The sequence below is a fragment of the Ferrimonas aestuarii genome (assembly GCF_005116665.1).
Taxonomy (GTDB): domain Bacteria; phylum Pseudomonadota; class Gammaproteobacteria; order Enterobacterales; family Shewanellaceae; genus Ferrimonas; species Ferrimonas aestuarii.
Map to the genome: position 1 here is coordinate 213,234 of NZ_SWCJ01000003.1, position 22,510 is coordinate 235,743.

At 53.6% G+C, this 22,510-nt stretch carries 18 protein-coding genes; 7 read left to right on the plus strand and 11 right to left on the minus strand.

From position 1 onward, the window contains the following. Nucleotides 1–48 precede the first annotated feature (48 nt). From ppnN to FCL42_RS05920, 3 genes are read left to right on the plus strand one after another with little or no spacing between them, the layout of a single operon-like run. Nucleotides 49–1,407, plus strand: coding sequence for a nucleotide 5'-monophosphate nucleosidase PpnN (gene ppnN / locus FCL42_RS05910; RefSeq protein ID WP_136862471.1), 1,359 nt, complete (start codon nt 49–51; stop codon nt 1,405–1,407). Next, entirely contained in the window at nt 1,397–2,164 is a 768-nt protein-coding gene (gene xni / locus FCL42_RS05915; protein WP_136862472.1) for a flap endonuclease Xni, read from the plus strand. The genes ppnN and xni overlap by 11 nt, the downstream gene beginning before the upstream one ends. Beyond that, complete coding sequence (locus FCL42_RS05920; protein WP_136862473.1) at nt 2,161–2,850, plus strand: SDR family oxidoreductase; 690 nt, start codon at nt 2,161–2,163, stop codon at nt 2,848–2,850. Before xni ends, FCL42_RS05920 begins: the two co-directional genes overlap by 4 nt. A gap of 63 nt (nt 2,851–2,913) precedes the next feature. Here FCL42_RS05920 and FCL42_RS05925 read toward each other — a convergent pair whose 3' ends face one another. Then, a complete protein-coding gene (locus tag FCL42_RS05925; protein WP_169308303.1) occupies nt 2,914–3,330 on the minus strand; it encodes a MarR family winged helix-turn-helix transcriptional regulator in 417 nt (138 codons plus the stop codon). 115 nt (nt 3,331–3,445) lie between these two features. On the opposite strand from FCL42_RS05925, the gene FCL42_RS05930 reads away from it, so the two are divergent. Both FCL42_RS05930 and FCL42_RS05935 read left to right on the plus strand, forming a co-directional pair. After that, on the plus strand, nt 3,446–3,718 hold the full coding sequence (locus FCL42_RS05930) for a DUF3861 domain-containing protein (protein ID WP_136862475.1): 273 nt from the start codon (nt 3,446–3,448) through the stop codon (nt 3,716–3,718). Between the two features lie 133 nt (nt 3,719–3,851). Next, nucleotides 3,852–4,340, plus strand: a complete 489-nt coding sequence (locus tag FCL42_RS05935) for a DUF3192 domain-containing protein (protein WP_136862476.1) — start codon at nt 3,852–3,854, stop codon at nt 4,338–4,340. Nucleotides 4,341–4,349: 9 nt separating this feature from the next. Here the strand turns inward: FCL42_RS05935 and FCL42_RS05940 are convergent, their stop codons facing one another. Then, nucleotides 4,350–4,985 (minus strand): response regulator, encoded by a 636-nt coding sequence (locus FCL42_RS05940; protein ID WP_136862477.1) that lies wholly within the window; start codon nt 4,983–4,985, stop codon nt 4,350–4,352. Further along, nucleotides 4,982–6,361 (minus strand): sensor histidine kinase, encoded by a 1,380-nt coding sequence (locus FCL42_RS05945; protein WP_136862478.1) that lies wholly within the window; start codon nt 6,359–6,361, stop codon nt 4,982–4,984. The genes FCL42_RS05940 and FCL42_RS05945 overlap by 4 nt, the downstream gene beginning before the upstream one ends. Nucleotides 6,362–6,659: 298 nt before the next feature. Between FCL42_RS05945 and FCL42_RS05950 the strand changes: the two genes are divergently transcribed. Next, nucleotides 6,660–9,122 (plus strand): OmcA/MtrC family decaheme c-type cytochrome, encoded by a 2,463-nt coding sequence (locus FCL42_RS05950; RefSeq protein ID WP_136862479.1) that lies wholly within the window; start codon nt 6,660–6,662, stop codon nt 9,120–9,122. A gap of 648 nt (nt 9,123–9,770) precedes the next feature. Here the strand turns inward: FCL42_RS05950 and FCL42_RS05955 are convergent. Both FCL42_RS05955 and FCL42_RS05960 read right to left on the minus strand, forming a co-directional pair. Further along, the gene (locus tag FCL42_RS05955; protein ID WP_136862480.1) at nt 9,771–10,403 is read right to left on the minus strand and encodes an HAD-IB family phosphatase; all 633 of its coding nucleotides are present in this window, start codon (nt 10,401–10,403) and stop codon (nt 9,771–9,773) included. 75 nt (nt 10,404–10,478) lie between these two features. Then, nucleotides 10,479–13,253, minus strand: a complete 2,775-nt coding sequence (locus FCL42_RS05960; RefSeq protein WP_136862481.1) for a S9 family peptidase — start codon at nt 13,251–13,253, stop codon at nt 10,479–10,481. Between the two features lie 330 nt (nt 13,254–13,583). Here FCL42_RS05960 and FCL42_RS05965 point away from each other — a divergent pair, with 330 nt between their 5' ends. After that, entirely contained in the window at nt 13,584–14,591 is a 1,008-nt protein-coding gene (locus FCL42_RS05965; protein ID WP_136862482.1) for an isocitrate dehydrogenase, read from the plus strand. A gap of 76 nt (nt 14,592–14,667) precedes the next feature. On the opposite strand, the gene FCL42_RS05970 is transcribed toward FCL42_RS05965, so the two are convergent. The 6 genes from FCL42_RS05970 to FCL42_RS05995 all read right to left on the minus strand — a co-directional run bounded on the left by FCL42_RS05970 (nt 14,668) and on the right by FCL42_RS05995 (nt 22,474). After that, the gene (locus tag FCL42_RS05970; RefSeq protein ID WP_136862483.1) at nt 14,668–15,921 is read right to left on the minus strand and encodes a sensor histidine kinase; all 1,254 of its coding nucleotides are present in this window, start codon (nt 15,919–15,921) and stop codon (nt 14,668–14,670) included. Continuing rightward, nucleotides 15,905–16,582, minus strand: coding sequence for a response regulator transcription factor (locus FCL42_RS05975; protein ID WP_229359790.1), 678 nt, complete (start codon nt 16,580–16,582; stop codon nt 15,905–15,907). The genes FCL42_RS05970 and FCL42_RS05975 overlap by 17 nt, the downstream gene beginning before the upstream one ends. Before the next feature lie 10 nt (nt 16,583–16,592). Beyond that, nucleotides 16,593–17,021 (minus strand): hypothetical protein, encoded by a 429-nt coding sequence (locus FCL42_RS05980; RefSeq protein WP_136862484.1) that lies wholly within the window; start codon nt 17,019–17,021, stop codon nt 16,593–16,595. Between the two features lie 12 nt (nt 17,022–17,033). Then, on the minus strand, nt 17,034–18,203 hold the full coding sequence (locus tag FCL42_RS05985) for an alpha/beta hydrolase (protein WP_205729231.1): 1,170 nt from the start codon (nt 18,201–18,203) through the stop codon (nt 17,034–17,036). 133 nt (nt 18,204–18,336) lie between these two features. Next, complete coding sequence (locus FCL42_RS05990; RefSeq protein WP_136862485.1) at nt 18,337–21,429, minus strand: multidrug efflux RND transporter permease subunit; 3,093 nt, start codon at nt 21,427–21,429, stop codon at nt 18,337–18,339. Next, nucleotides 21,416–22,474 carry an efflux RND transporter periplasmic adaptor subunit gene (locus tag FCL42_RS05995; RefSeq protein ID WP_136862486.1) on the minus strand — a complete coding sequence of 353 codons (1,059 nt, stop codon included), beginning with the start codon at nt 22,472–22,474 and terminating at the stop codon, nt 21,416–21,418. Before FCL42_RS05995 ends, FCL42_RS05990 begins: the two co-directional genes overlap by 14 nt. Between the last annotated feature and the right edge of the window lie 36 nt (nt 22,475–22,510).

Genomic DNA, 22,510 nt, shown 5'->3' on the forward strand with positions numbered 1-22,510 from the left:
TAGATAGTTAGAGAATCAATTTATAAGAAAAACCAAGGAGGTGGGCCTATGCAGGTACAGATAAGCCCTAGAGGCAGTTTGGTCCAACTGTCTCAAATCGAAGTGGAGCGCTTGCAAGAGAGCGCCGTATCAGAGCTGCACCAGTTATTTAGAAGCTGTGCCCTTGCCGTACTGGCATCCGGCGCGCACACCGACGACAGTGCCGCCCTATTCGAACGCTTTAGCGACTTCCGCATCCGTATTCTGCGGCGAGCACGGGGCATCAAACTCGAGCTCACCAACCCACCGCCTCAAGCCTTTGTGGATGGCGAGATCATTCGCGGCATTCAAGAACACCTATTTGCGGTGCTCAGAGACATTCTCTACATCGGCGATAAACTGGGAAGCTCAAGGCAAATAAACCTGACCAACTCCAGCCACCTCACCAACGCGGTGTTTGAAACCCTGCGCAATGCCAAGGCTCTGCCGGTGCTGTCTCAGCCTAATATGATTGTCTGCTGGGGTGGCCACAGCATCAATCGTGAGGAATACCAATACACTCGCGAGGTGGGCTACCAGTTAGGGCTTCGTGAACTCAACATCTGCACCGGTTGTGGCCCTGGAGCCATGGAAGGGCCGATGAAGGGGGCCGCCATCGCCCACGCCAAGCAGCGCATCAAGAACGGCCGCTTCGTCGGCTTGACCGAGCCCTCCATCATCGCCGCCGAACCACCGAATCAGATCGTCAATGAGCTGATCATCCTCCCTGACATCGAAAAGCGGTTGGAGGCGTTTGTACGCCTTGGCCACGGCATTATCATCTTCCCCGGTGGCGTCGGCACCATGGAGGAGCTGCTGTATCTACTGGGAATCAAGCTGAACCAGCTCAATGATGAACAAGCCATTCCATTGGTGTTAACCGGCCCCAAAGAGAGCGAAAACTACTTCAAGGAGATCGATCGTTTTATCCGAAGTACCCTGGGCGAGGAAGCCACCAGCCTCTATAAGATCATCATTGATGACCCTGAGCAGGTGGCCAAGTACCTAAGGGAGCAGATGGAGCATGTTCGCCAGTCTCGCCGAGACGCAGGGGACGCTTACGCCTACAACTGGTCACTGCATATCGAGCCAGAGTTCCAACTGCCCTTTAACCCAGATCATCAATCCATGGCTTCACTGCACCTTTATCCCCAAACCAATCGAGCGCTACTGGCTGCGGATCTACGCCGGGCGTTCTCCGGTATTGTGGCTGGTAACGTCAAAGCCGAAGGGGTGGCACACATCAAAAAATATGGGCCGTTCCAACTGTATGGCGATGACAAGATCATGAAAAAGATGGATAAATTACTCGCGGCCTTTGTGAAGCAGGGTAGAATGAAACTCGAAGGTACCTACACTCCCTGCTACGAGATACGCAATGCCCAATAAAGTTCTACTCATCGACGCCCTCAATCTGGTTCGCCGTATCTATGCCGCCGTACCAGATGGGGACGCCAATGCACTGTATGAACGAACTCAAGGGGCGTGTCAAAAGATGGTTCGCCACCATCAAGTGACCCACGCCATCTTGGTATGGGATGGCAAGGACAGCCATCACTGGCGTCAACAGATCTACCCTGACTACAAAGCCCATCGCTCTCCCATGCCGGAGGATTTAGCATCTTGGCTGCCCAAGCTGATGCAATGCTTAGATCAGATTGGCGTGCACTCCCTCACCTGCGATGGCATCGAGGCCGATGACGTCATTGCCACTCTGACCACCAAGCTGGTGGCGCATCAAGCTCACGTGGTGATCGCCTCTACCGACAAAGGCTTTGTGCAGCTTCACAGTGACCAAGTTCAGCAGTGGAATCACTTCGACCAGCTGTGGTTAGACGCCGACTACTTTAGCTCCAGATTTAATCTGCCACCTGAGCGGTTACTGGAGTTCTGGTCGCTGGCCGGAGACAGTGGCAATGGCATCCCAGGCATCACGGGTATTGGCGCCAAAAGCGCCCAAAAACTGCTGTCTGAGCATCCAATACAAACGCTGTTTGAGGAGGATGTGGTACCCGGTAAACTAGGAGAAAAACTTCGCGCAGGCAAAACGCAAGCCCAAACCAGCTATCGTCTGGCTAAACTGCGAACGGAGCTCAAGTTGGACGCCCGATTAAACCAATACCGACTGAAAGGACACGGATCATGACCACCACACTAATCACCGGCGCCAATCGTGGCATTGGCCTTGAGTTTTGTAAGCAGTACCTGCATGAAGGCCATCAGGTGATCGCCTGCTGCCGCGAGCCGGAACAGGCGGATGAACTGCAAGCGCTGGCGCAAGACCACATCGATCAGCTGGAGCTGGTGGCACTGGACATCACCGACGACTCCCAACTGTCTGGATTGCAGGATTACCTAACGGGGCGTCAAATCGATCTTTTGATCAGCAATGCTGGAGCCTACGGTCCCAAAGGTCTGCCTCTGGGTGAATATCAAGCCGAGCACTTCGAGCAGGTGATGGCGGTGAATGTCACCGCTCCGCTAATGCTGGTGCAGTCTTTGATGCTTCATCTCGCTCAAGGAGCGAAAATTGCGCTGCTCTCCTCCAAGATGGGTTCCATCACCGACAACGGCAGTGGCGGCAGCTACGTGTACCGTGCCTCGAAATCCGCAATTAATGCCATCGGTAAGAGCTTAGCCATCGATCTTAGCCCTAAGGGCACTTGTGTGACCATCTTCCACCCAGGTTGGGTACAAACCGACATGGGCGGGCCCAATGCCCTGATCACCACTGAGGTTTCCGTGCGCGGCATGCGCCATGTCTTAGAGCAGAGCTCGCTGGCTGACAGCGGCAAATTCCTCAACTACGACGGCACCGAACTGCCTTGGTAGCTGGCGGTAAAATCGAATAAGGGCGACACTCTAGGTATCGCCCTTACGTAATGGCTCAATTGGTTACGAATTAAGATTCGCCAGCATCGAGTCCATCAAGGCATCAAATTGCGACAACTGCTCCGAAGTTAGCCCCGCAGTTAGGGTGCGATGCAGCTCCTGCTCCATTCGCTCAAACCCCTTCGCCGCTGCTGCGCCTTGCTCAGTAAGCGTGATAATAATGGCGCGTTTGTCCGCCTCGGAGGCCGCACGAGTGACATACCCCTGCCGCTCCAGCTTTGACACCATTCGACTCAATAAAGCCTTATCCCGCCCCAACTGTTTGGCCAGCTTCTGAGCCGTGCAGGACTCCATCAACTCAACCTGTTGCAACAGCGATAACAATGGAAAAGGTAGCTCGATGCCCTGTAGCTTAAGCTGTTTTTCTCCTAAATCTCTCGCGGCCTTAGCTAACTGATATGCCTTACGATTCACCAGCATTGGCATGTTCTCTTTCCAGCTTTCAATAGAACAATGATATCAAAATGGTTGACCACATCAACCATCGAGCTATATAGTTGACCCGGTCAACCAACATCAAACGAGGAACCCTGTCATGAAAAACCATCGTTATCGCGTCACCATTGAACCGCTCGACAACACCGAACTGGCCTCAGTATCCGCTGAATTCGACAGTCATGAAGACATTGCGATGATCGCCAGCCAGATCCAGCAGAAACCGATATTCGACGACGCCAATGAAGCCACCACCTTCGCCATCGGCGTCAAGCTGTTTGGCGGCATTATGATGCGACATGGCAAACATGAACTGTTTAAGCCGCTGCGCAGCCACTTTGCTAAGTTTATGAAGGCCCTCAAGCAGAGCTGATTGAGCACCAACACAAAGCGTAACTCACGCTGATTTGCCATCACAAGAAAAATCGTAACAATGGAATAACATCCCATTGTTATCCTTCTCAACTCAAGGGTAAACTATCGACAATTCGAGCAAGGAACACACCATGTCAGAACGTCGTAAGCCCCCAACAAATATCATTAAGATCATTGGCCTAATCATCGGCAGTTACTTGGTCTTTGCCGCTTTAGTACTCAACTTTTACGAACCGGAAGAGCCGGTTATCTCGGATGTGCCCTATGAAAATATGGACTGGCGCGAGCGTGAAGAGTACAACCAACAAACCATTGGTGGTTTATCCCTAGGCACCACTAAGGCTGAAGCCATCAAGTTAATGGGCAAGCCACACTTCAACGACGCTCAGTTTGTACAGGGAAAGCAGGTGCAGTTATTACACTGGCGAACTCAACGTAATGAGGGGGATGGCAAAACCACCAGAGATGAGTGTACGCCGCTGCTGTTTGTGGACGATGTATTGTTCGCCATCGGAGAGATCGCCAGCGAGCGCTTCCTCGATGGGCCTATCGATCTGGAACTGCTCAACCAGATCATTCAGCAAGCCGATAACTCCCCTGACACCACCTCGGTTCAGTAGCGCCACCAACTAAACCAGCATCCGGGCCAAGACTTCTTGGCCTTTGTGGGTGAGCAGATACAACTTCTGCTCATCCTTTTCCACCAACCCGCATTTCACCAGTTGCCGAAGATGAAAATTAAATTTAGTGTGATCTTCTATCTCCACTAAACGGCACAGATCCATAAACTTCAATTTGTGATGACGTTTCAATTGATGCATCACCACTCGCCTAACCGGATTGGCCATGGCATTAAACACCTGATCATTGACCCGCTCTTCTGTTGGTAGCTTCGGCGTCCGCTTGGCATGAACTTGTTTTAAGGTCATCGCCAGAGTCGGTAGATGAAACGGCTTAGTCAGGTATTCATCCGCCCCCTTTTTCATGGCATCAACGGCGCCATCCACGGTGGCAAAAGCGGTGGTTAGCACCACGCCAATGTGGGGCTGTAAACGGCGCAACATGGCAATGGCATCGGTACCGCTCATGCCGTCCATCACCACATCAAACAGCGCTAAGTCATACTCATGCTGCTCAGCCAAATCCAGCGCCGCCTCGGCACTGGCTACGGCATTAACCTCGAACCCCTCCAACTGCAAAGCTTCTTTTAGCACCTCTCTAAGTGGCGCATCATCCTCGGCCAATAGCAGCGTTAACGTCTTCATGATGTCTCCTTAGGTAAAATCAGCTCCACCTGAAATCCACCATCCATATTGGCTAGGGACAGGTGGCCATGATGCTGTTTGATGATCTGATGGGACAGCGCCAACCCCAACCCCGTGCCCTGAGCTTTCGTGGTAAAGAACGGCTCGGTCGCGCGGCACAGCTTTTCCGCCTCCATACCGGTTCCATTGTCGGTCACCGTCAAGCGAACACGGGAACCGATATCTTCAAGTCGAATTCCCAATTTGGGCTCGCCCACTGCTGCCATGGCTTCAATGGCGTTCTCAATCAGATTGCTCAGCACTTGCTGCAGCAACAGCTCATCGGCCTCCAGCAGCAAAGGCTCAGGCAGCTGCAGAGTTAACTCAATGCCCACCAATCGGTGCGTCATCACCTCTAGGGTGGAGCGAATGAGCGCGGTTAACTCCAGCATTTGTCGTTGCGGTCGGCGAAGTTGGGCGTAATTTAGAATGCCCTGACTGATATGATCAGCTCGCTCAATGCTACTGCGGATCTGGTTCAAAGCACGAGTGCCCGCTTCCGAGCCATTTAGCTGGCGTTCCACGAGGTAGGTACTGATGAGCGCACTACTCAGAGGCGTGCGAACTTGGTGTGCAATGGCCGCGGCCAATTGCCCCATCTCTCTCAGCTTGTCGTCCTGTAATGAATGAGTCAGCGCCACTTCAATGCGGCGCTGACGTTCCGCTTCAAATACCGACAATGCCCGCCACAGCGTTACCAGCACCACACAAGCCAACAAAATTCGCACCAGTAACACCCAGATCCCCATCTCAGGTGTTAGTACACTGGTGCTGAGCCCATAAGCGATCAATCCACAGCCCAGCCATTGGAATAAGGTCGCTACCTGAGGCTCATGAGTATTAAGCTGATGACTATAAGCGATAACCGCCAACCCCGAGAGCAAAGCTCCGCCCAAACCAAATAGCCAACGTACCTGACTCGAGGTATCAGCGATGAACTTTGCCCAATCAACGTTCATGCCACGCACAATCAAATCAAAGGTAAAAAGCATCAGCACCAAGCCGATGAGCCGTTTCAACCATTGTTGATGCCGCCATCCCGTTAACGGGATCATCCGCCAGCCAAACCCCAGTAGAAACAGAAATGACAGCCACAGCTTGGTGGTGGTGAGCGTAGCAACGTCTACTCCTAATGCTAGGGAGTCACCAAACAACATCAGATAAAGTTCAGACCATTCGTGGAGGCCATGCAGCAAACCAAACATCGCCAACATGGGCAGCGCTTTGGCGATGGCCAATCGGCTCTGGCTCAGATCTCGAAATAGGATCGCCACACCAATGGCAAAGAACGCCAAGCCATACATTAGGTAGTTGGCAAACAGCAGCGGTGAGATCACGACGTCTCCTCTCTCGCCTGATAAATAATATCCACTAAATAAATGTGGGATCTATCTCTAACTATTGACAAAAGTTGACAATAATTGACCCAACCTTAAGTTCCAGCCTCATTGGTAAACCACATTATATTCAACCACTTATTTTGTTCATGATAATTTAAATTATCAGTCTCAACCCCGTTCCGTGGACTTTGGTTATCTGTCGAAAATCGACGTTAAATCAGACAATTCTCATCACACCGAAGCTGCTACTGCTTCGAGTGAAAAAGAAAATGATGATGATGAAACGGTAACGACCATGACCAAACAACCCAACTACAAAGCCAAATTCTGGCTACCACTGACCGCAAGCTTACTGCTTGCGGGCTGTGGCGGCGGTGACGATGGCGCAAACGGTGAACCTGGTAAGCCCGGCGAGATCCTACCTCCTACGACACGAACCGCAGAACGCCTCAATATTGAAGTCACCCAAGTGAATGAGCAGGATGGCACGTTAACCGTCCACTTCAAAGCCAGCGACCAACACGGTACTGCCCTCGTCGGCATCAATGACGTTCGCACTACCGTGGCCAAACTCTCTGCAGACAACGCCTCTGGCGGTCACAACTGGGTAAGCTACCTACGAAAATCCACCAAGGTCGACCATGAGCGCTTCCCCGATGTGGATGACGTCAGCCACGCCAGCAGTGATAAGGGCGGCGAGCTGATTGACAACGGCGACGGCAGCTACCAATACCAACTCAAAAGCAATCTGCAAAAAGCCAAAGATCCCATCACTAAAGCGCCCATTGAGTGGCAGCAGCAACTTACCCACCGCATTGGCGTCGAAGTGCGTTCCAGTGACGACTACCCGGTTGCCAACGTGGCCTATGACTGGGTACCCGATGGTGGTGACGTCACCGAAACCCGCAAGATCGTCAGTAGCGATGCCTGCCGCGTTTGTCACACCGAACTCGACTTTCACGGCGGTAGCCGAATCGAAACCGACAACTGCGTTACCTGCCACAATGCGGACAATGTCGATCCCATCAGCGGCGAAAGCTTGGATCTCAAAGTGATGGCCCACAAGCTACACCACGGTTTAGATCTGCCCAGCCTGAAACAGGAGGGAACCAAATACAGCATTTTCACCAGTGGCGGTGCCGATGAGCGCATCTACGGCGAGAATGATGGCATCTGGGTACTGAGCAACAAAGGCACCATCGACGGTGTAAACTACCCGATGGACATCCGCAACTGCACCAGCTGTCACGCCGATGAAGCGGATCACCAAGCCAACCCAGATCTGATTACCCCAATCACCGCCGATGCCGGCAACTGGAAAACCGTACCGAGTATCGCCGCCTGTGGCTCTTGTCACGACAACATTGCGTTTACCCAGCAGATGCTCGACGCCAACCACAACCTTGAGCGCCACGTTAGCTTCCCAATTGAAGATGGCACCTGCCTCTCCTGTCATGGTGAAGGCAACACCTTTTCCGTAGCCGCCGTTCACACCAAAGCTGCGATGGATAAAAAAGAGGCCGGTAAAGAGTACGGCTATCAGTTCGAGGTGACCCACCTTGAGCCGGTCAGCGGCGTTGATACCGCCTACGATGCCCATGTTCTGGTTACCAAAGATGGCCAAGGCGTCACCCTAGGTGATGAATACCTGCAATTTAAAAACAGCGTGCGTCTGTTCCTTAACTGGGATAACGGCCTAGGTTTTGAAACTCACGTAGGCAAAAAGACCCCGAACTCATTTGAGTTGGATAAGAGCAGCGACTGTCGCGACGGCGGGGAGACTGGCCAGATCATCTGCCGCTGGGACACCGCCAACGACCCGTACATCAACGGCGGCCAGCCGCTAACCTCAGGGCATATTCTTACCAGCTTTATCTCCTCTGGGGTGTGCGTCGACAGCCGCAACCAGTTGGTGAACTGCGAAGACAACAACGCCTTAGAGAAGATCTCTTCACCATCTACGGTGGTCAATCGCTTCTTCGAGGTCAGCTCACTAACCGAAGATGAGCATTTTGAGCTGAAGTTAGGCGCCAGCTTCGACCGCTGTGGCAGTTGCCATGAGCAGGTCATTCAGCATGACAGCCGCCGCTCAGATGACCCAAGTCAGTGTAAGGCGTGCCACAACGCCAATCGTTTCACCCGCTCCCCGGCCGATTCTCCTCGAGACGGCGGAAGCAGCGACTTGAAATTTGAGGTACACAAGATCCACTCCAACTATCGCTTTGCCTATGCGGATAACAGTTTTGATATGGTTGGCCGACTGGAGTACTACCCTGCGCCTATCGCTGATTGCAGCCAGTGTCACGAGCCAGACCAGATCGACCTGCCTCTAGCGCAAAACCCTCGTCCATCCATCGCACGAGCGCCAGCCACCTCTTTGGACGATGGCACCACCTTAGGCCGCGATGGTGCGGTTTATACCAGCCCCATTGCCACCGTGTGCAGCTCTTGCCACCTGAGTGTGGGTCCAGGCCTTATCGGTGCCGACGGCAACATTGTCACCGACGCACTGGGCAACACCCTGCTGACTCGAGATCTGAGCAGCAACGGCATCGGTTATGACAACGGTGAATTCCCGCAGGTACCGGTAACCCTCACCGCCGATGAGAAATCACTGTTGAATCACATGATTCAGATGGGCGGTGCGGTATTTGGTGCCAGCAGCGAAGCCGAAGCGGCGGGCACTGAATCATGCTCAGTGTGTCACGCCATCGGCAGCACTACGGGTGTCGATAAGGTGCACGGCCAGCTCAATTAACGAAAACGGTTGCCAGTGACTCACTCGCAACCAACCTAACCCCTACTCCCTGCAAAGAGCATGGGTAACTCAAAGCCCGCATCCTAGAGTGCGGGCTTTTCTTATTTCCGCTCAATGTGAAGAATTTTTCTCTTTTTAATCGGCTAGCAAAACCATACTGTCTAACTTGCTAGCTGCAGACCGTGCTGTTAACAAAAGCACGGCTAGCCCAAAGCCCGTCTTCCCCTAAAGGCGGGCTTATTTTTTGATCTATGGCAGACTTACATGAACTGCTCAAATTCACTGCTAATATGCCAATTCAAGCGACAACAATGCCTCCGGCGGGCAAGGGGTTCCCCCTCTGCACTCCCCTTAGCCTCCAACGTGACGTATTCCCTCATTCTCGCTTGTACTCCACTTCAACATCGGCCCGATGCATCATCCCTGATTTAGCGGGCCTCTCGGACGTCCTGTCCTCGGTCTTGCTTCGTCACAGCGTCATTTCGGCGTCCCGAGTCGGCGCTTGGTGCTCGAATCGAAGGCCTATTGGAAGCTGAAATTCCGTAAAATCGGTTCAAGTGGTAGGTATCAATCGGCATGACAACAGTCATCACTTTCAGGTAGTTATGCTTACTAAAATCTAAACTGAATTTCATCGTCGAAGATAAGCTAAGAACCTTCTTTTTTACCTCTCTGGTAAGGCTGCCACCTCAAATAAGCTTGGTCCGCCAGCTCCAGCATCGGCAGATCTTCATCCGTATCTCCGTAGGCAAACACCTGCTCATAGTCATCAAGATTGACGGCGCAATTGATGAACTCGACCTTACGCTGGCCGCTGCAATCTCCCGTCTCATAACTACCGCTGTATCGACTCCCGCTTTGTCCCTTACTTTTGCTTAAGCGACTGCAAAGCAGCTCCAGTTGCTGCTCATCACACCAGATCTCCAGATATGGACTCAAAGAGGCGGAAACCACGATGATGCGATCGCCGCAGCTGCGGTGATAGTCAAGGCGCCGGGCCGCTTGGGGACGAACAATCTGCGGCAGCCTGTGCTCAACATACGCCTGAGCCTGGGCATTCACCTTCGCCACACTGCGATGCCAAAACGCCACTTTGGCCACAATCGGACGGGTGCGAGCGGCCGGCAGCCAACCCAACTTAAACGCCAATATCACTGGCCAAATCAATACCAAACCCAATGCCAAGCGCCACTTGGGCGTGGCGAATAACACAAACTCAGTAAAGGTGTCGGCATCGGTAATGGTGCCGTCAAAATCGAACAGAGCCAGATTGCTTTTCACATCAAATTCCACCGCCAGAAACAGCAATCCCCCGCCTAGGCGAGGGATTGCACTTAATCAAAAACGATAACGCAGTTAGTCCGCTTTATTCGCCTTCAGATAAGGTACGCCTTGAGTCCACCATGTAGGTGCAGGAGCACCTTTGAGGTGGTGGTCAAAGAAGGCCTTCATCTTAATGCTGTAGTCCACCTTATTTGGGTACTTCTTCAGGTGATGAGGTTCGCCCTCATACTGCAGCATCACCACAGGCTTGGCAGCGCGGCGCATCGCCATGTACAGCTCCAGACCCTGCTCATAAGGCACCGCCTCATCTTCGTCGCCGAACATGATCACCAACGGCGTATCGATGCGATCCACATGAAACACCGGGCTATTCTCGATGTAGAGATGCGGCGCTTCCATCAGCGATTTACCGATGCGAGACTGGCCAGATTCATACTGGAACTGACGGGTCAGCCCGGAGCCCCAACGGATGCCTCCGTAAGCACTGGTCATGTTGCTCACCGGCGCACCGGAAACGGCGGCGGCAAAGATGTCGGTCTGAGTGATCAGATAGGCATCCTGATAGCCAGCCCACGAGTGGCCCTGAACGCCGATGGCATCCGCCTTAGCAATGCCCATATCGATGATCTTCTGCACCCCAGGCAGCATAGAGCTTAGAGAGCTCTGCCCCGGATGCCCCACTTCAAAGCGGATGTCCGGCAGGAATACCGCATAGCCATCATTCACATACTGGGCAAAGTTAGGGCGATGATTCAGCGCCATCTGCGGGAAGTTATGCAGACGCTGGCTCATGAAGCGGTAGAAATACACCAAGGTCGGCAATGGCTTATCGCCTTTGTAACCGTGAGGAGTGATGACTACGCCAGAGAGCGGCTTACCGTCGTTAGAGCGCCAGTGCACCAGCTCAGCTTGTCCCCAATCCAATCCATCCAACTGATTACCCAGCTCAGTCACCTTGGTCAGCTGAGATACGGTGGCGTCGGTGGTCAGCAGATCCGGGTAGAGATCGTAACGCTGCTTGGAGAACAGCAAAGTATCGCTGTCTTCGGCTTTCGCCACAAAGCTCAGCTTGTAATCCCCTTGCTGAGCCACCTTCCAGCTGCGATCGCTCAGCCCCAACTGGTAAGCACCTTCGCGCTTATCTTGCACGTTGTAGCCATGGAGCAGCATCGGCTCACCCATTGGGTGCAGGTCGGAATCGGCATCCAAGTCAATCTCACGATACTGCCAGCCATGCTCTCGGCCAGCGGTCAATGCCGTCAACTTGCCGCTGTCGATATCCAGCTGCCACAGATCGAACTTATCGTAGGCCACCACGGCACGGCCATTGCCCAGCCAAGAGCCAAAACCATACCCCGGAGCTGGTGATGGGTAGTCGTGGTCTTCGTCAGCAAAACCAGTCTCTTCGCCGTGGCTAACCACCTCGGTTTGATTGTTGGCAATATTGTGACGATAGAGGTCGCCACGAACGAACCAAGCAACGCCGCTATCAGTCGGGGACAGCGTTGGCGATTGATAACCGCCTTGCTGAGTCACCAACAGGCGACGCTCGCCAGTATTGAGGTCGACCAGATACCAATCTTTATAGAAACCCGCCCAGGAGATCATCTTCAGGTAAGGCTGATCGCTGCTGGCCAGCAGATAACCTTGATTATCGGCGACGGTCACATCCGGCACCGAGGCATCCGCCAGCTGCACGAACCTCTTGTCTTTGAGGTGCATTACACCAACGTAGTTGTGCTTGCGCGCCTTCTTGTACTGGTTGATCTCGTTGGTTTTAATGCGAGGGTCATCCCCATGCCACACATTAAGTTCAACTCGTGACATCAAGGTGTCCATGTCATACAGGCTGTTACTGTCGCTGAACTCCTCAATGGTGAGCTCTTGTGGTAGCGGCAGTTGGCGGCCAACAAACAGGCGCTGATTATCGCGGCTAAAGTGCAGTTTGGAGTGCTCGGTCAGCAGCATGCCATCGTCAGGCAAGCTAAGTTCATTGGCAGGCTTGGCGCCATCAGCCAGCCACAACTTATGTGCCAGTTGGAACTTATCCTCGCTACGCAGCAAAGTGGTGCTAAAGCTGGTCAGCTGACCATCTTCAGTTTGAGCGATGGCGGTTGCCCCCAGATCTTGCCCTTGCCACAGCACAGTGTCAGTGCCAGCGGCCAAGTCTCGGCGTACCACCTGATTGCCCACGCCCTCTTCAAAGCTGGTGGCCCACACCAGAATGTCGGCATCCTTAGCAAAGCTAAATTGAGTAACGCCCGTTAACTCGAGCTCCTTGCCCGAGCTCAAGTCAATAAGCAGCGCCTTGGTGCCCAGCTTAGACTCGGCAATGTCAATCTTGGCGCCCTGCTCTTCGGCGGCTTCCGGTTGCTCAGCGGTGTCGTCCTTATCCTTGGTGTCATCGGCCTCTTCGGCTTCAAACTGCACCATCAGGAAGCGGCCACTGGCACTGAAATCAGAGCTGGTGACCTTGTCAAAACTGCGCTGCTCGCCGGTATCGCTGTTAATCAGAGTGCGGCCCACGGACATCTTGCCCGCTTTTTTCTTGCCCGCATTTTGGCGCTCCCACAGAGGGGCTTTCACCTCAAACAGCGCGTAAGCGCCATCGGCACTGATGGAGGGTTTGGTGCCCTGCTCTACGGTCCACACCTTCTTATTGAGGTTGGTCACGTAACCGGTCGCTTCGCCCCAATCTGGCTGAGCCACATAGGCCAGACCCTGGCCATTGTCCGCCAATGCGGGATTCTTCAGTGTTTGAAACTTCATTATCTGCTCGAGGCTTAGAGGCTCAGCAATGCTGAAACCACTAGCGAGCATCAGTGCTAGAGGGGCAATGACTCTCAAGGGAGGCTCCTTTTTGTTATTAGTATGATGCCAACCACCACAGACTCCTGAGCCCCAATGCCAGCCAAAATCACCCCACGCTTCGCCCCAAGTCCTATTGTTAGGGCCACTGGCAATGGCGTCTTACGCCTTAGTTGAAGCGATTTATTGGCCGCACTAGGTCAATCACAGTCCTAATCGGGTTGGTATTTTTTTTCCTTTCTACCTTTTGCTAACTGTGATCCAGTCGACAAAAAAGGTAAGATGACGCCCGACTATGCTAACAAAGCCCCCAGACACTGTCACAGAATAGAGGGGCTGATTCTTAAGACGTAATGGAAGGATGTATCCATGTCTCAACGTAATATCACGGTGATCCCAGGCGACGGGATTGGTCCAGATATCATTGAAGCCACACTTAAAGTTCTGGATAAAGCGGGTTGTGACTTCAACTATGAGTTTGCTGATGCTGGCCTGATGGCTCTGGAAAAGCACGGTGAACTGCTACCACAGAAGACCCTCGATCTGATCGAGAAAAACCGCGTTACCCTGAAAGGTCCACTAACTACCCCTATCGGTGAAGGTTTTACCTCCATCAACGTAACGCTGCGTAAGAAATTCAACCTCTATGCCAACGTACGTCCAGTGCTGTCTCTTAAGGGCACTCAGGCACGTTACGATGACATCGACATCATCACCATTCGCGAAAACACCGAAGGCATGTACTCCGGTGCGGGTCAACGCGTAATTGATGATGGCGACACCGCCGAAGCGATGAGCATCATCACCCGTGAAGGTGCTGAGCGCATCTGCACCTTCGCTTACGAACTGGCTCGTAAAGAGGGTCGTAAGAAGGTAACTGCGGTTCACAAAGCCAACATCATGAAGTCCACCTCAGGCCTGTTCCTGAAAGTGGCCCGTGAAGTGGGTGAGCGCTACCCTGACATCCAATCTGAAGAGATGATTGTCGACGCCACCTGCATGAAGTTGGTGATGGATCCTAGCCAGTTCGACGTGATTGTGACCACCAACCTGTTTGGTGACATCCTGTCGGATCTGTGTGCTGGCCTTGTCGGCGGTCTGGGTATGGCCCCAGGCGCCAACATCGGTCAAAACGCGGCGATCTTCGAAGCGGTTCACGGCAGCGCCCCTGACATCGCCGGTCAAAACCTGGCCAACCCAACCGCCCTGCTACTGGGTGCCATCCAGATGCTGGAATACCTGGGCATGAGCGATAAGGCCGACGCCATTCGCACTGCGGTACGTGACACCATCGCCGCTGGCGAACACGTTACCCGCGACCTAGGCGGCAACGCTGGCACCAATGAGTTTACCGACGCCATTCTGGCTCGTCTGTAAACAGACCAATACTGAAAAGGCGACTCAATGAGTCGCCTTTTTTGTTCCTTGTTGGCGAAACGCCAGCCTCTCAACGCTAAAACGTCAGCTCGACGCAAAAGCGCTGCTCTGGCTGAGATACCCGAACTTGCCAATGGAAGCGCAGGGCCAGCTTTTCCACTAACTTAAGGCCAAGGCCAAACCCGCTATCCTCATGGCCATCACCTCGGCCACTGTCATTGAGCACCTCAATTCGTCCGCCTTGCTGCCGAATCCAGATTTCACCACTGGCTGCGTGTTGAAACGCGTTGGCAATCAGGTTGCTAAGCACAATGCGACACACCGTGGGCGGCACTAGGATCTCCCCAGGTGTACACGCCATCTGCACCTTGACCGGCTTGCCATCAAGCAGGTAATTCAGCTCCGAAACCAGTTCCGTCAACAACCCCTGCAGCTCGACGGGCTGCGCCGATTCGGCAAACTCAGCCTGCGCCCGACTTAACCACAACAAGGTGTTAACCAGCAGCGTCATGGTACTGGAAGCCGACTCCAAACGCTCCGCAATGGCACTGATTTTGGCGTCGCCCTGTTTTTCACTGAGTTTGCTCAGCAGCTCCGCATTGCCTCGCATCAACGCCAGAGGCGAGCGCAGTTCATGGCTGGCAAATTGCAAAAACTCCTGCTCTTTATCGAGCATGGCACGCTGAGTATTGATGCTGTCACTGAGCACCTCGGCGATCTCTGAGAACTCCCGAAATCGGAACTCCTCATTGGGAATGGGTTCGGTTGCACTGTTGGTCTTGGCCAGAGTCTGCGCCCAGTTTTTCAGGTTCTCTAACGGGCTGACCAGCCGCTTGAGCACAAACAGCAATAGTGCGGTGGCGAGCGCCGCAAACAACACGCTGAGCAGCACCGAACGCCAATAGATAAGCATGTCGAAATTGCCTACCTGAACCGCGGTTTGGCTCCAATCGATGCGCTTGCCCACATACACCGGCTCGCCCGCACCATTGGTGGTGTACAGCACATAGAAGAACTCTTTCGGGGATTGAAACGGCAGTTTGTCGCCATATCGCTTTTGAAACTGCCCTAGCTCAGTGGGAAACTTATCAAACTGTTGTTTGAACTCATCGGGGCAATCTTGCCAGCGGTGCCTCACCACAATGCCGTTGTCTTCGCTATCGCCTCCGGTATTCTGCTTGGCCGCATCCTCAAGAAAGGTTTTGGTTATGGTGGTTACGCCCTCTTTGTAGTAATCGAACATCAGCACAAAGAACAGTCGTGACAGCAGCACTACGCTCACGGCCGTCACCACAATGAACACCATCTTGATACTAGTTCGAGTCCGCATTGGATTCCCTAATGACGTAACCTAACGCCTTGGCAGTGTGGATCAACGGCGGCAGCCCTTGGCTGTCTACCACTTTGCGCAGCTTGTGGATGTGAACTTTCAAATTACTGCCCTCAACCTCATCTCCCCATACAGACTCAATCAGTTGCTGCTTGGCCACCGCTTTCGGGCTGGCCCGCATCAACACTTCAAGCAGCTTCAAACTAACCGGAGGCAAAGACAGTGACCGCCCTTGGCGACTGACCCGATTCTCATCCAGATTGAACTCCAGATCGGCCACGGTCAGCTTTCGAACTTGGCGACTCAAACGGCCCGATAACGCCTTTATACGCGCCACCAATTCATCCAAAGCGAACGGCTTCACCAGATAATCGTCGGCACCGGCCTCGAACCCTTGCAGCTTATCCTGCAGCCTATCTTTGGCGGTCAACATGATGATTGGCGTGTCGTCTCCTGACGCACGTATTCGCTGGCAAACGGAGAAGCCATCCAACCGAGGTAGGTTGATGTCCAATATCACCACCTGATACTGATTCTGCTGGCTAAGCTCCCATGCCTGAACGCCGTCACGGGCAAAATCGACATCTATCCCTTCCAAATCAAGGAATTCGGCCACGGTTGTTGCCATTCGCTTGTCATCTTCCACTAGTAGAACCAGCACGTTTCCTCTCCTACAAACGACTGACTATGGGCTGCACTCGCCGCAAACGATACGACACCTGCTTATCCCAATCGGTGAAAATAAGAGTCTGGTTATCCACACTTTCGAGGACCAATTTGCCATAGGTAAGGTGCGTCTGCTTTAACTTATCAGATAACAGAATGATGGGGGTATCGACGCGAAAAATGGAACGCTTTAGGCGAAAATGATCGGCCACTAGGTGGCCAAGATCATCAGAATCTAGGCTTAGCTTATCCCCATCAAAGCGCCAAACTCGGAACTGCTTGCTGTAGTCGCTCTGGTTTCCGTCTCGGTCCACATAGGTCAGCAGCTGCCACAACCCTTGAATCTGATGAACCGCTTGTTCTGCACTCAGTTCCTGTGCCGATAGACTCAAACTAAAACAGCTTAGGCAGATAGATAAAATCCATGCTCTCATGATGCTACTCCATTACTCAAACACACGATTTAACTGTGCCATCATGGTGTCGAAATAGGGGTTAAAGGTCAGCCGAGCATGGGCCACGCCTTCAACTTGAGTCCCCCAAGCCCCATACCAAACCGGTTCTCCCTCAAGGCAGGCGGCAGTGTCCATCTCTGTTTGGCCGTTGTGACAGATGCGTTGGCTGCCATCGATGCCGTAATAGGGATTGGCTGGGCTAAACAGCATTCCCATGTGTGACATGTTGCTGATCTTAAGCTCCGGCACTCGACTGTCTAATACTCGCACTCGGTCTTGACCAATTTCACCTCGGTTATCAAACCAGATTAAACGGCTGTCAGGGTGAGTAAATCGCCGTTCAAACAGTGCTCGAATCTCCGTGGCTTCCAGCACGCTGTCGTGGGCGGTTAGCGCCATAAACACCGGACGCTCAAAGGGCTTATCGTCAATGGCATCCTGAGCCGCGGCGCTGCTGTAGTAGTACTGGGCAAAGCCATTGGTGGGCACAAATCGGTAGCGAGCGGCATTGCTGCTGCCCTCAAGACTTGGTTCATAGAGCCAAGGCTTAAACCAGGCGAGTAGAGGCGACAAGCCAATGAACTGCTCATCGGAGATAAACGCCGGAGAGAACAGCATTAATCCGGCAATCTCAGGATCGTTATTGGCTTGCAGATAGGCCAAGTTAGCCCCTGTTGAAAAGCCGCCGAGGTAGACCTTCCCCACCTCCTGCTTGAGGAGCTGAGTGTGGTGCGCAACCACATCGCGCCAATGCTGATAATCGGCGCCAATCATGTCTCCGGGTCGGGTGCCATGGCCCTCAAGGAGGACGGTGCGAACCAGATAGCCCTGCTCCATCAAAGCTTGCCCAACATCCACAAAAGACCATGGCGAATCCCCTAGGCCATGCACCAGCAGCACCCCACGTGTTGGCCGGCCATCTGCCTTTGGACGCAGCTCAAAAGGCTGGTTCATGGCGATCTCTTGCGCCGAGTCGTCAGTAACAAAGACCCGATGCTGCTTCAATTCGGCCGCCGTCGCCGCTTGATAATCCTCAAAACGATCAAAGCGATACTCAAAACGCGCATCGCTCGGCAACAGCAACGGGTTAACCGCACCGGTCTGTTGGCAGCCCGCCAGACATAGCAGGGATAAAACAACAACGAAGACAGAGGCTCTCACTTGATTCTCCGAAACTCAGCTAAAGATTACGTCCAGAAAAACAGTTTACAGAGTATGTGGTAAACAAAGGGTTACCATAAAAAATGGCCACGAAAATGTGGCCATTTTAATCGTCATCTTGTTGGCACAAGCCTTAAGAGAACTCTCGCTGCTGCTTTGCCAAGGTGGCGGCAACATGCCCCGGAGACTTGGTGTGACCGGAGATCAAGCGGTACATCGCCGGAATCACAAACAGGGTCACAAGGGTAGCCAGCGCCATCCCCGAGAACACCACGGTTCCCACTGCCACCCGGCTCTCATAACCGGCACCGGTGGATAGGATCAAAGGCACGGCACCAAACAGCGTGGTCATGGCCGTCATCAAAATCGGTCGCAATCGACGAACCGCCGCTTCGGTAATCGCCGGTTCCAGCGCCAAACCTTTGTCCCGCAGTTGGTTGGCGAACTCCACAATCAAGATGCCGTTTTTGGTTACCATGCCGATGAGCATGATCATGCCAATTTGGCTGTAGATGTTGAGTCCCTGCCCGGTAATCACCAACCCCAACAAGCCGCCAACAATGCCCATGGGCACCGTAAACATCACCACCATGGGGTTAATAAAGCTCTCAAACTGCGCCGCCAACACTAAGTAGGCCACCAACAGCGCCAGCCCAAACACCACCGCGGTGGCACTTTGGTTTTCCTTAAAGTCTTTGGACTCGCCGGTGTAATCCACGCTCACCTCTGAGGGCAACTGCTCAGCAGCTTGCGCATCCAGATAAGCCAGCGCCTGACCTAAGGTCACGCCATCATTGAGGCTGGCTTTGATGGTGATCGATTTCTGCTTGTTGGTGTGGCCGAGACGATCGGCAACGCCAAACTCCTCCATGATGGTGACCGTGTCCAACGTCACCATCTGGCCATCACCGGTGCGCAGGTAAATTTGGCTCAGATCGGCGGAGTTTTGAAAGTGACGCTCGTTGCCACGAAGGTACACGTCGTACTCCTCGCCTCGGTCAACAAAGGTGGTCTCTGTGCGTCCTCCCAGCATCACTTCCAGAGTTGTTGCTACATCATCAACGCTGATGCCAAGCTCAGCGGCTCGCTCACGATCAACGCGCACCAGCAGCTCCGGAGTGATCTCATCGTAATCCAGATCCACCCCAGTCATCAGCCCGCTGTCACTGGCCAACTGCTTAAGCGCCTTAGCCTCTTTAAACAAGGTCTGGTAATCAGAGCCCGCAAGCACAAACTGCACCGGATCACTGGAGCCGCCTCGAAAACCGGGCAGCATCGGCCATACTTTGATGTCCGGTAAGCCCTTAAGGCTTTCTCGGATCAGCCCCAGCGCTTGCTGAGCGGTCACCTCACGCTGAGCCCACTCCTCAAGCAATAAAATCACAAAACCGGTCTCATCACCGGCGCGGCCACCAAAGGCCGGAGCCTGAATGCTAACGGCCTTTACAACGCCCTGCCCCACTAAGGGCAACAGCCGAGCCTCAACCTGTTCAACGTTTTGCGCCATGCGATTAAAACTGGTGCCCTCAGCGCCTTTGATGAACGCAAAGATCACCCCTCGGTCCTCTTTCGGAGTCAGCTCTGCAGGCACCTTAGTCACCAACCAAGCACTGCCAGCAACGCAGGCAATGATGATCACCGGCGCCAGCCAGCGCAGCCTTAATGCAACGGCCATCGCACTGCGGTATCGATTCGACAGCTTGTCAAACAGGCAATCAATCGCGACGATGAGGCGATTGGGTTTCTGCTGCCCTTTTAGAACCTTACTGCCTAGCACTGGCGCCAATGACAGCGCCACGACCGAGGAGAAGATGACCGACATCGCCAACACCACGGAAAACTCGGTGAACAGCAGGCCCACCATGCCATCCATAAAGGCGATCGGCAGAAACACCATCACCAACACCGCGGTTGTGGCCACCACTGCAAACCCCACCTCTTTGGTGCCGTCATAGGCGGCCAGCAGCGGCGGCTTACCCTGCTTGATGTGGTGGAAGATGTTCTCCACCACCACAATGGCGTCGTCCACCACCAGGCCGATGGCCAAAATCAATGCCATCAACGTCAGCAGGTTAATCGAAAACCCAAACAGATACGCCGCCATAAAGGCCGAGATAAGCGAAACCGGCACCGTCAATGCGGGAATTAAGGTCGCTCGAGCCTGCCCTAAGAACAGATACAGCACCAACACCACCAAGGCCGCAGTCACCAGAATGGTTTGGTACACCTCGTCGATGGATTGGTCGATAAAACGGGTGGAGTCGTAACTCACCTCAAGTTGGGTACCGATGGGCAAAAATGCCTGAATGCGGTCCACCTCTTTGTAGACCTGCTGCGCCACATCCAAAGGGTTGGCATCAGACTGAGTCACAATGCCCAAGCTCAGGTTCACTTCACCATTGCGGGTGTAGGTGGAGTTGTCGTTCTGCGCCCCAACAAACACCTTAGCCACATCCTTAAGGTAGACCGAGTCACCTTTGGCGGTGCGCTGCACAACCAGATACTCAAAGTCCTCTGCGGTTTGATACATACGCGCGGTTCGAACTGGCATTACCGTGGTGTCGTTCCGAATCTCACCCCCTGGGTTTTCCAAGTTTTCCGCATTCAGCGCCGCCACAATGTCGGTGGTAGTCACGCCCCGACCGGCCATCAGTTGTGGGTCGAGTTGCAGATACATCACTTTATAAAGGGCACCGCCATAATCCACCGAACTTACGCCGGAGATCAGCGAGAAGCGCTTCTCCAATACTCGATCGGCGTAATCGGTCAGCTGGATGCGATCCATCTCGGTGGAACTGAGGTTGACGTAGATGGAGGGCTCCCCAGAGCCGTTGTCTTTGGACACCACCGGATCATCGGCCTCATCAGGCAAGCGCCGCTGGGCTCTGGCTACCGCATCTCGTACGTCACTCACCCCTTCGGTGAGGTTCCAGCCGATGAAAAACTTCACCGTAATCCGAGACATACCATTACGGGTTACCGAGGTGATCTCATCGATACCACTGATGCCACTCAGTTGGTCTTCAATGGCCTTGGTCACCTGAGTTTCCATGATCTGTGCCGACGCACCATCATAGGTGGTCATCACCGTCACCACGGGACTTTCTACGTCCGGCATCTCACGCACAGACAGCTTCGAGAACGACACCGCCCCGAACACACACAGCAGCAAGCTCAGGACGATGGCAACAACGGGGCGCTTAACGGAAACGTCAGATAGTAGCATTGGCCTTGGCCTCCTCGACGCTGAGGCCATCGCGCATATTCACCAATCCTTGCACCACAATTCGTTGACCCAGCGCGATACCGGATTCAATCACCACCGAGCTTTCCACCCGAGTGCCAAGCACCACTTCGGTTCGATTGGCGATGCCTGTGGCGTCCACCACATAGACGTAACGCTTGCTGCCGGAGTACTCCAGCGCTTGAATAGGAACAATGGCTTGCTCGATAGGCGCAAATACCAAGGTCGAGGTCAGTAACATTCCCGGCTTCAGTTTGAGGTCTGGATTGGCCAGACCTAGGCGAACCGTCAAATTAAGGGTGCCGGTGTCCACTCGGGTATCAATGGCTTCCACCTTGCCCTCAAACACCTCTCCCGGCCAAGCTTGTGCGGTGGCGGCTAACGGCATCCCCACATTCAATTGCGACAGAAAACGCTCAGGCACCTGCAGATCCAGACGCATGCTGGAGAGATCATCTAGGGTCAACAAAGACTGACCAGAAACAATCTGGGCGCCTTCGCTGAGGTTCATTAACCCAACCTGTCCAGCAAAGGGAGCCTCGATATGATGGAACGCCAACTGAGCCTGGGCCGCTTGCAAGCGAGCCTCGGCCATCTCTACCTGAGCCGTTTGAGCGTCAATTTCGGTCTGGGTGATGGCGCTGCTGGCCAACAAACGGGTGAACTCAGTCAGCTTACGCTGCTCATCTTTCAAATAGGCCTTGGCCTCAGCAACGTTGGCCGCTTCAACGCGATCATCGATATGCAGTAACGGTTGGCCCTTTGCCACATTTTGATTGGGCTTAACTTGGATGACGGCGATTTGACCGCCGATCTGAGCCGCCACATCAATAGAGCGCTGTGCTTCCAGCTTGCTCATCAAGGTAAGGCGAGGCACCAGTTGATGAGACTCAACCATGGCGGTAACCACAGGCACGGTTTTGGCTTTTTTAGAAGACTCAGGCTGGGCTGGTTTCGCACCTAATTGCGTCACCAGCATCAGTGCCACCACTGCCATCATCAAGATGACGAGACACCATTTTTTCATTGCAGTTAAACCCCATCGCAGTTGCAGGATGGGGAT

Excerpts from the sequence above, each read along its gene's own strand:
- ppnN (WP_136862471.1), top strand. The coding sequence starts at position 49 with ATGCAGGTACAGATAAGCCCTAGAGGCAGTTTGGTCCAACTGTCTCAA.
- xni (WP_136862472.1), top strand. The coding sequence starts at position 1,397 with ATGCCCAATAAAGTTCTACTCATCGACGCCCTCAATCTGGTTCGCCGT.
- FCL42_RS05920 (WP_136862473.1), top strand. The coding sequence starts at position 2,161 with ATGACCACCACACTAATCACCGGCGCCAATCGTGGCATTGGCCTTGAG.
- FCL42_RS05925 (WP_169308303.1), bottom strand. The coding sequence starts at position 3,330 with ATGCTGGTGAATCGTAAGGCATATCAGTTAGCTAAGGCCGCGAGAGAT.
- FCL42_RS05930 (WP_136862475.1), top strand. The coding sequence starts at position 3,446 with ATGAAAAACCATCGTTATCGCGTCACCATTGAACCGCTCGACAACACC.
- FCL42_RS05935 (WP_136862476.1), top strand. The coding sequence starts at position 3,852 with ATGTCAGAACGTCGTAAGCCCCCAACAAATATCATTAAGATCATTGGC.
- FCL42_RS05940 (WP_136862477.1), bottom strand. The coding sequence starts at position 4,985 with ATGAAGACGTTAACGCTGCTATTGGCCGAGGATGATGCGCCACTTAGA.
- FCL42_RS05950 (WP_136862479.1), top strand. The coding sequence starts at position 6,660 with ATGACCAAACAACCCAACTACAAAGCCAAATTCTGGCTACCACTGACC.
- FCL42_RS05965 (WP_136862482.1), top strand. The coding sequence starts at position 13,584 with ATGTCTCAACGTAATATCACGGTGATCCCAGGCGACGGGATTGGTCCA.
- FCL42_RS05970 (WP_136862483.1), bottom strand. The coding sequence starts at position 15,921 with ATGCGGACTCGAACTAGTATCAAGATGGTGTTCATTGTGGTGACGGCC.
- FCL42_RS05980 (WP_136862484.1), bottom strand. The coding sequence starts at position 17,021 with ATGAGAGCATGGATTTTATCTATCTGCCTAAGCTGTTTTAGTTTGAGT.
- FCL42_RS05990 (WP_136862485.1), bottom strand. The coding sequence starts at position 21,429 with ATGCTACTATCTGACGTTTCCGTTAAGCGCCCCGTTGTTGCCATCGTC.
- FCL42_RS05995 (WP_136862486.1), bottom strand. The coding sequence starts at position 22,474 with ATGAAAAAATGGTGTCTCGTCATCTTGATGATGGCAGTGGTGGCACTG.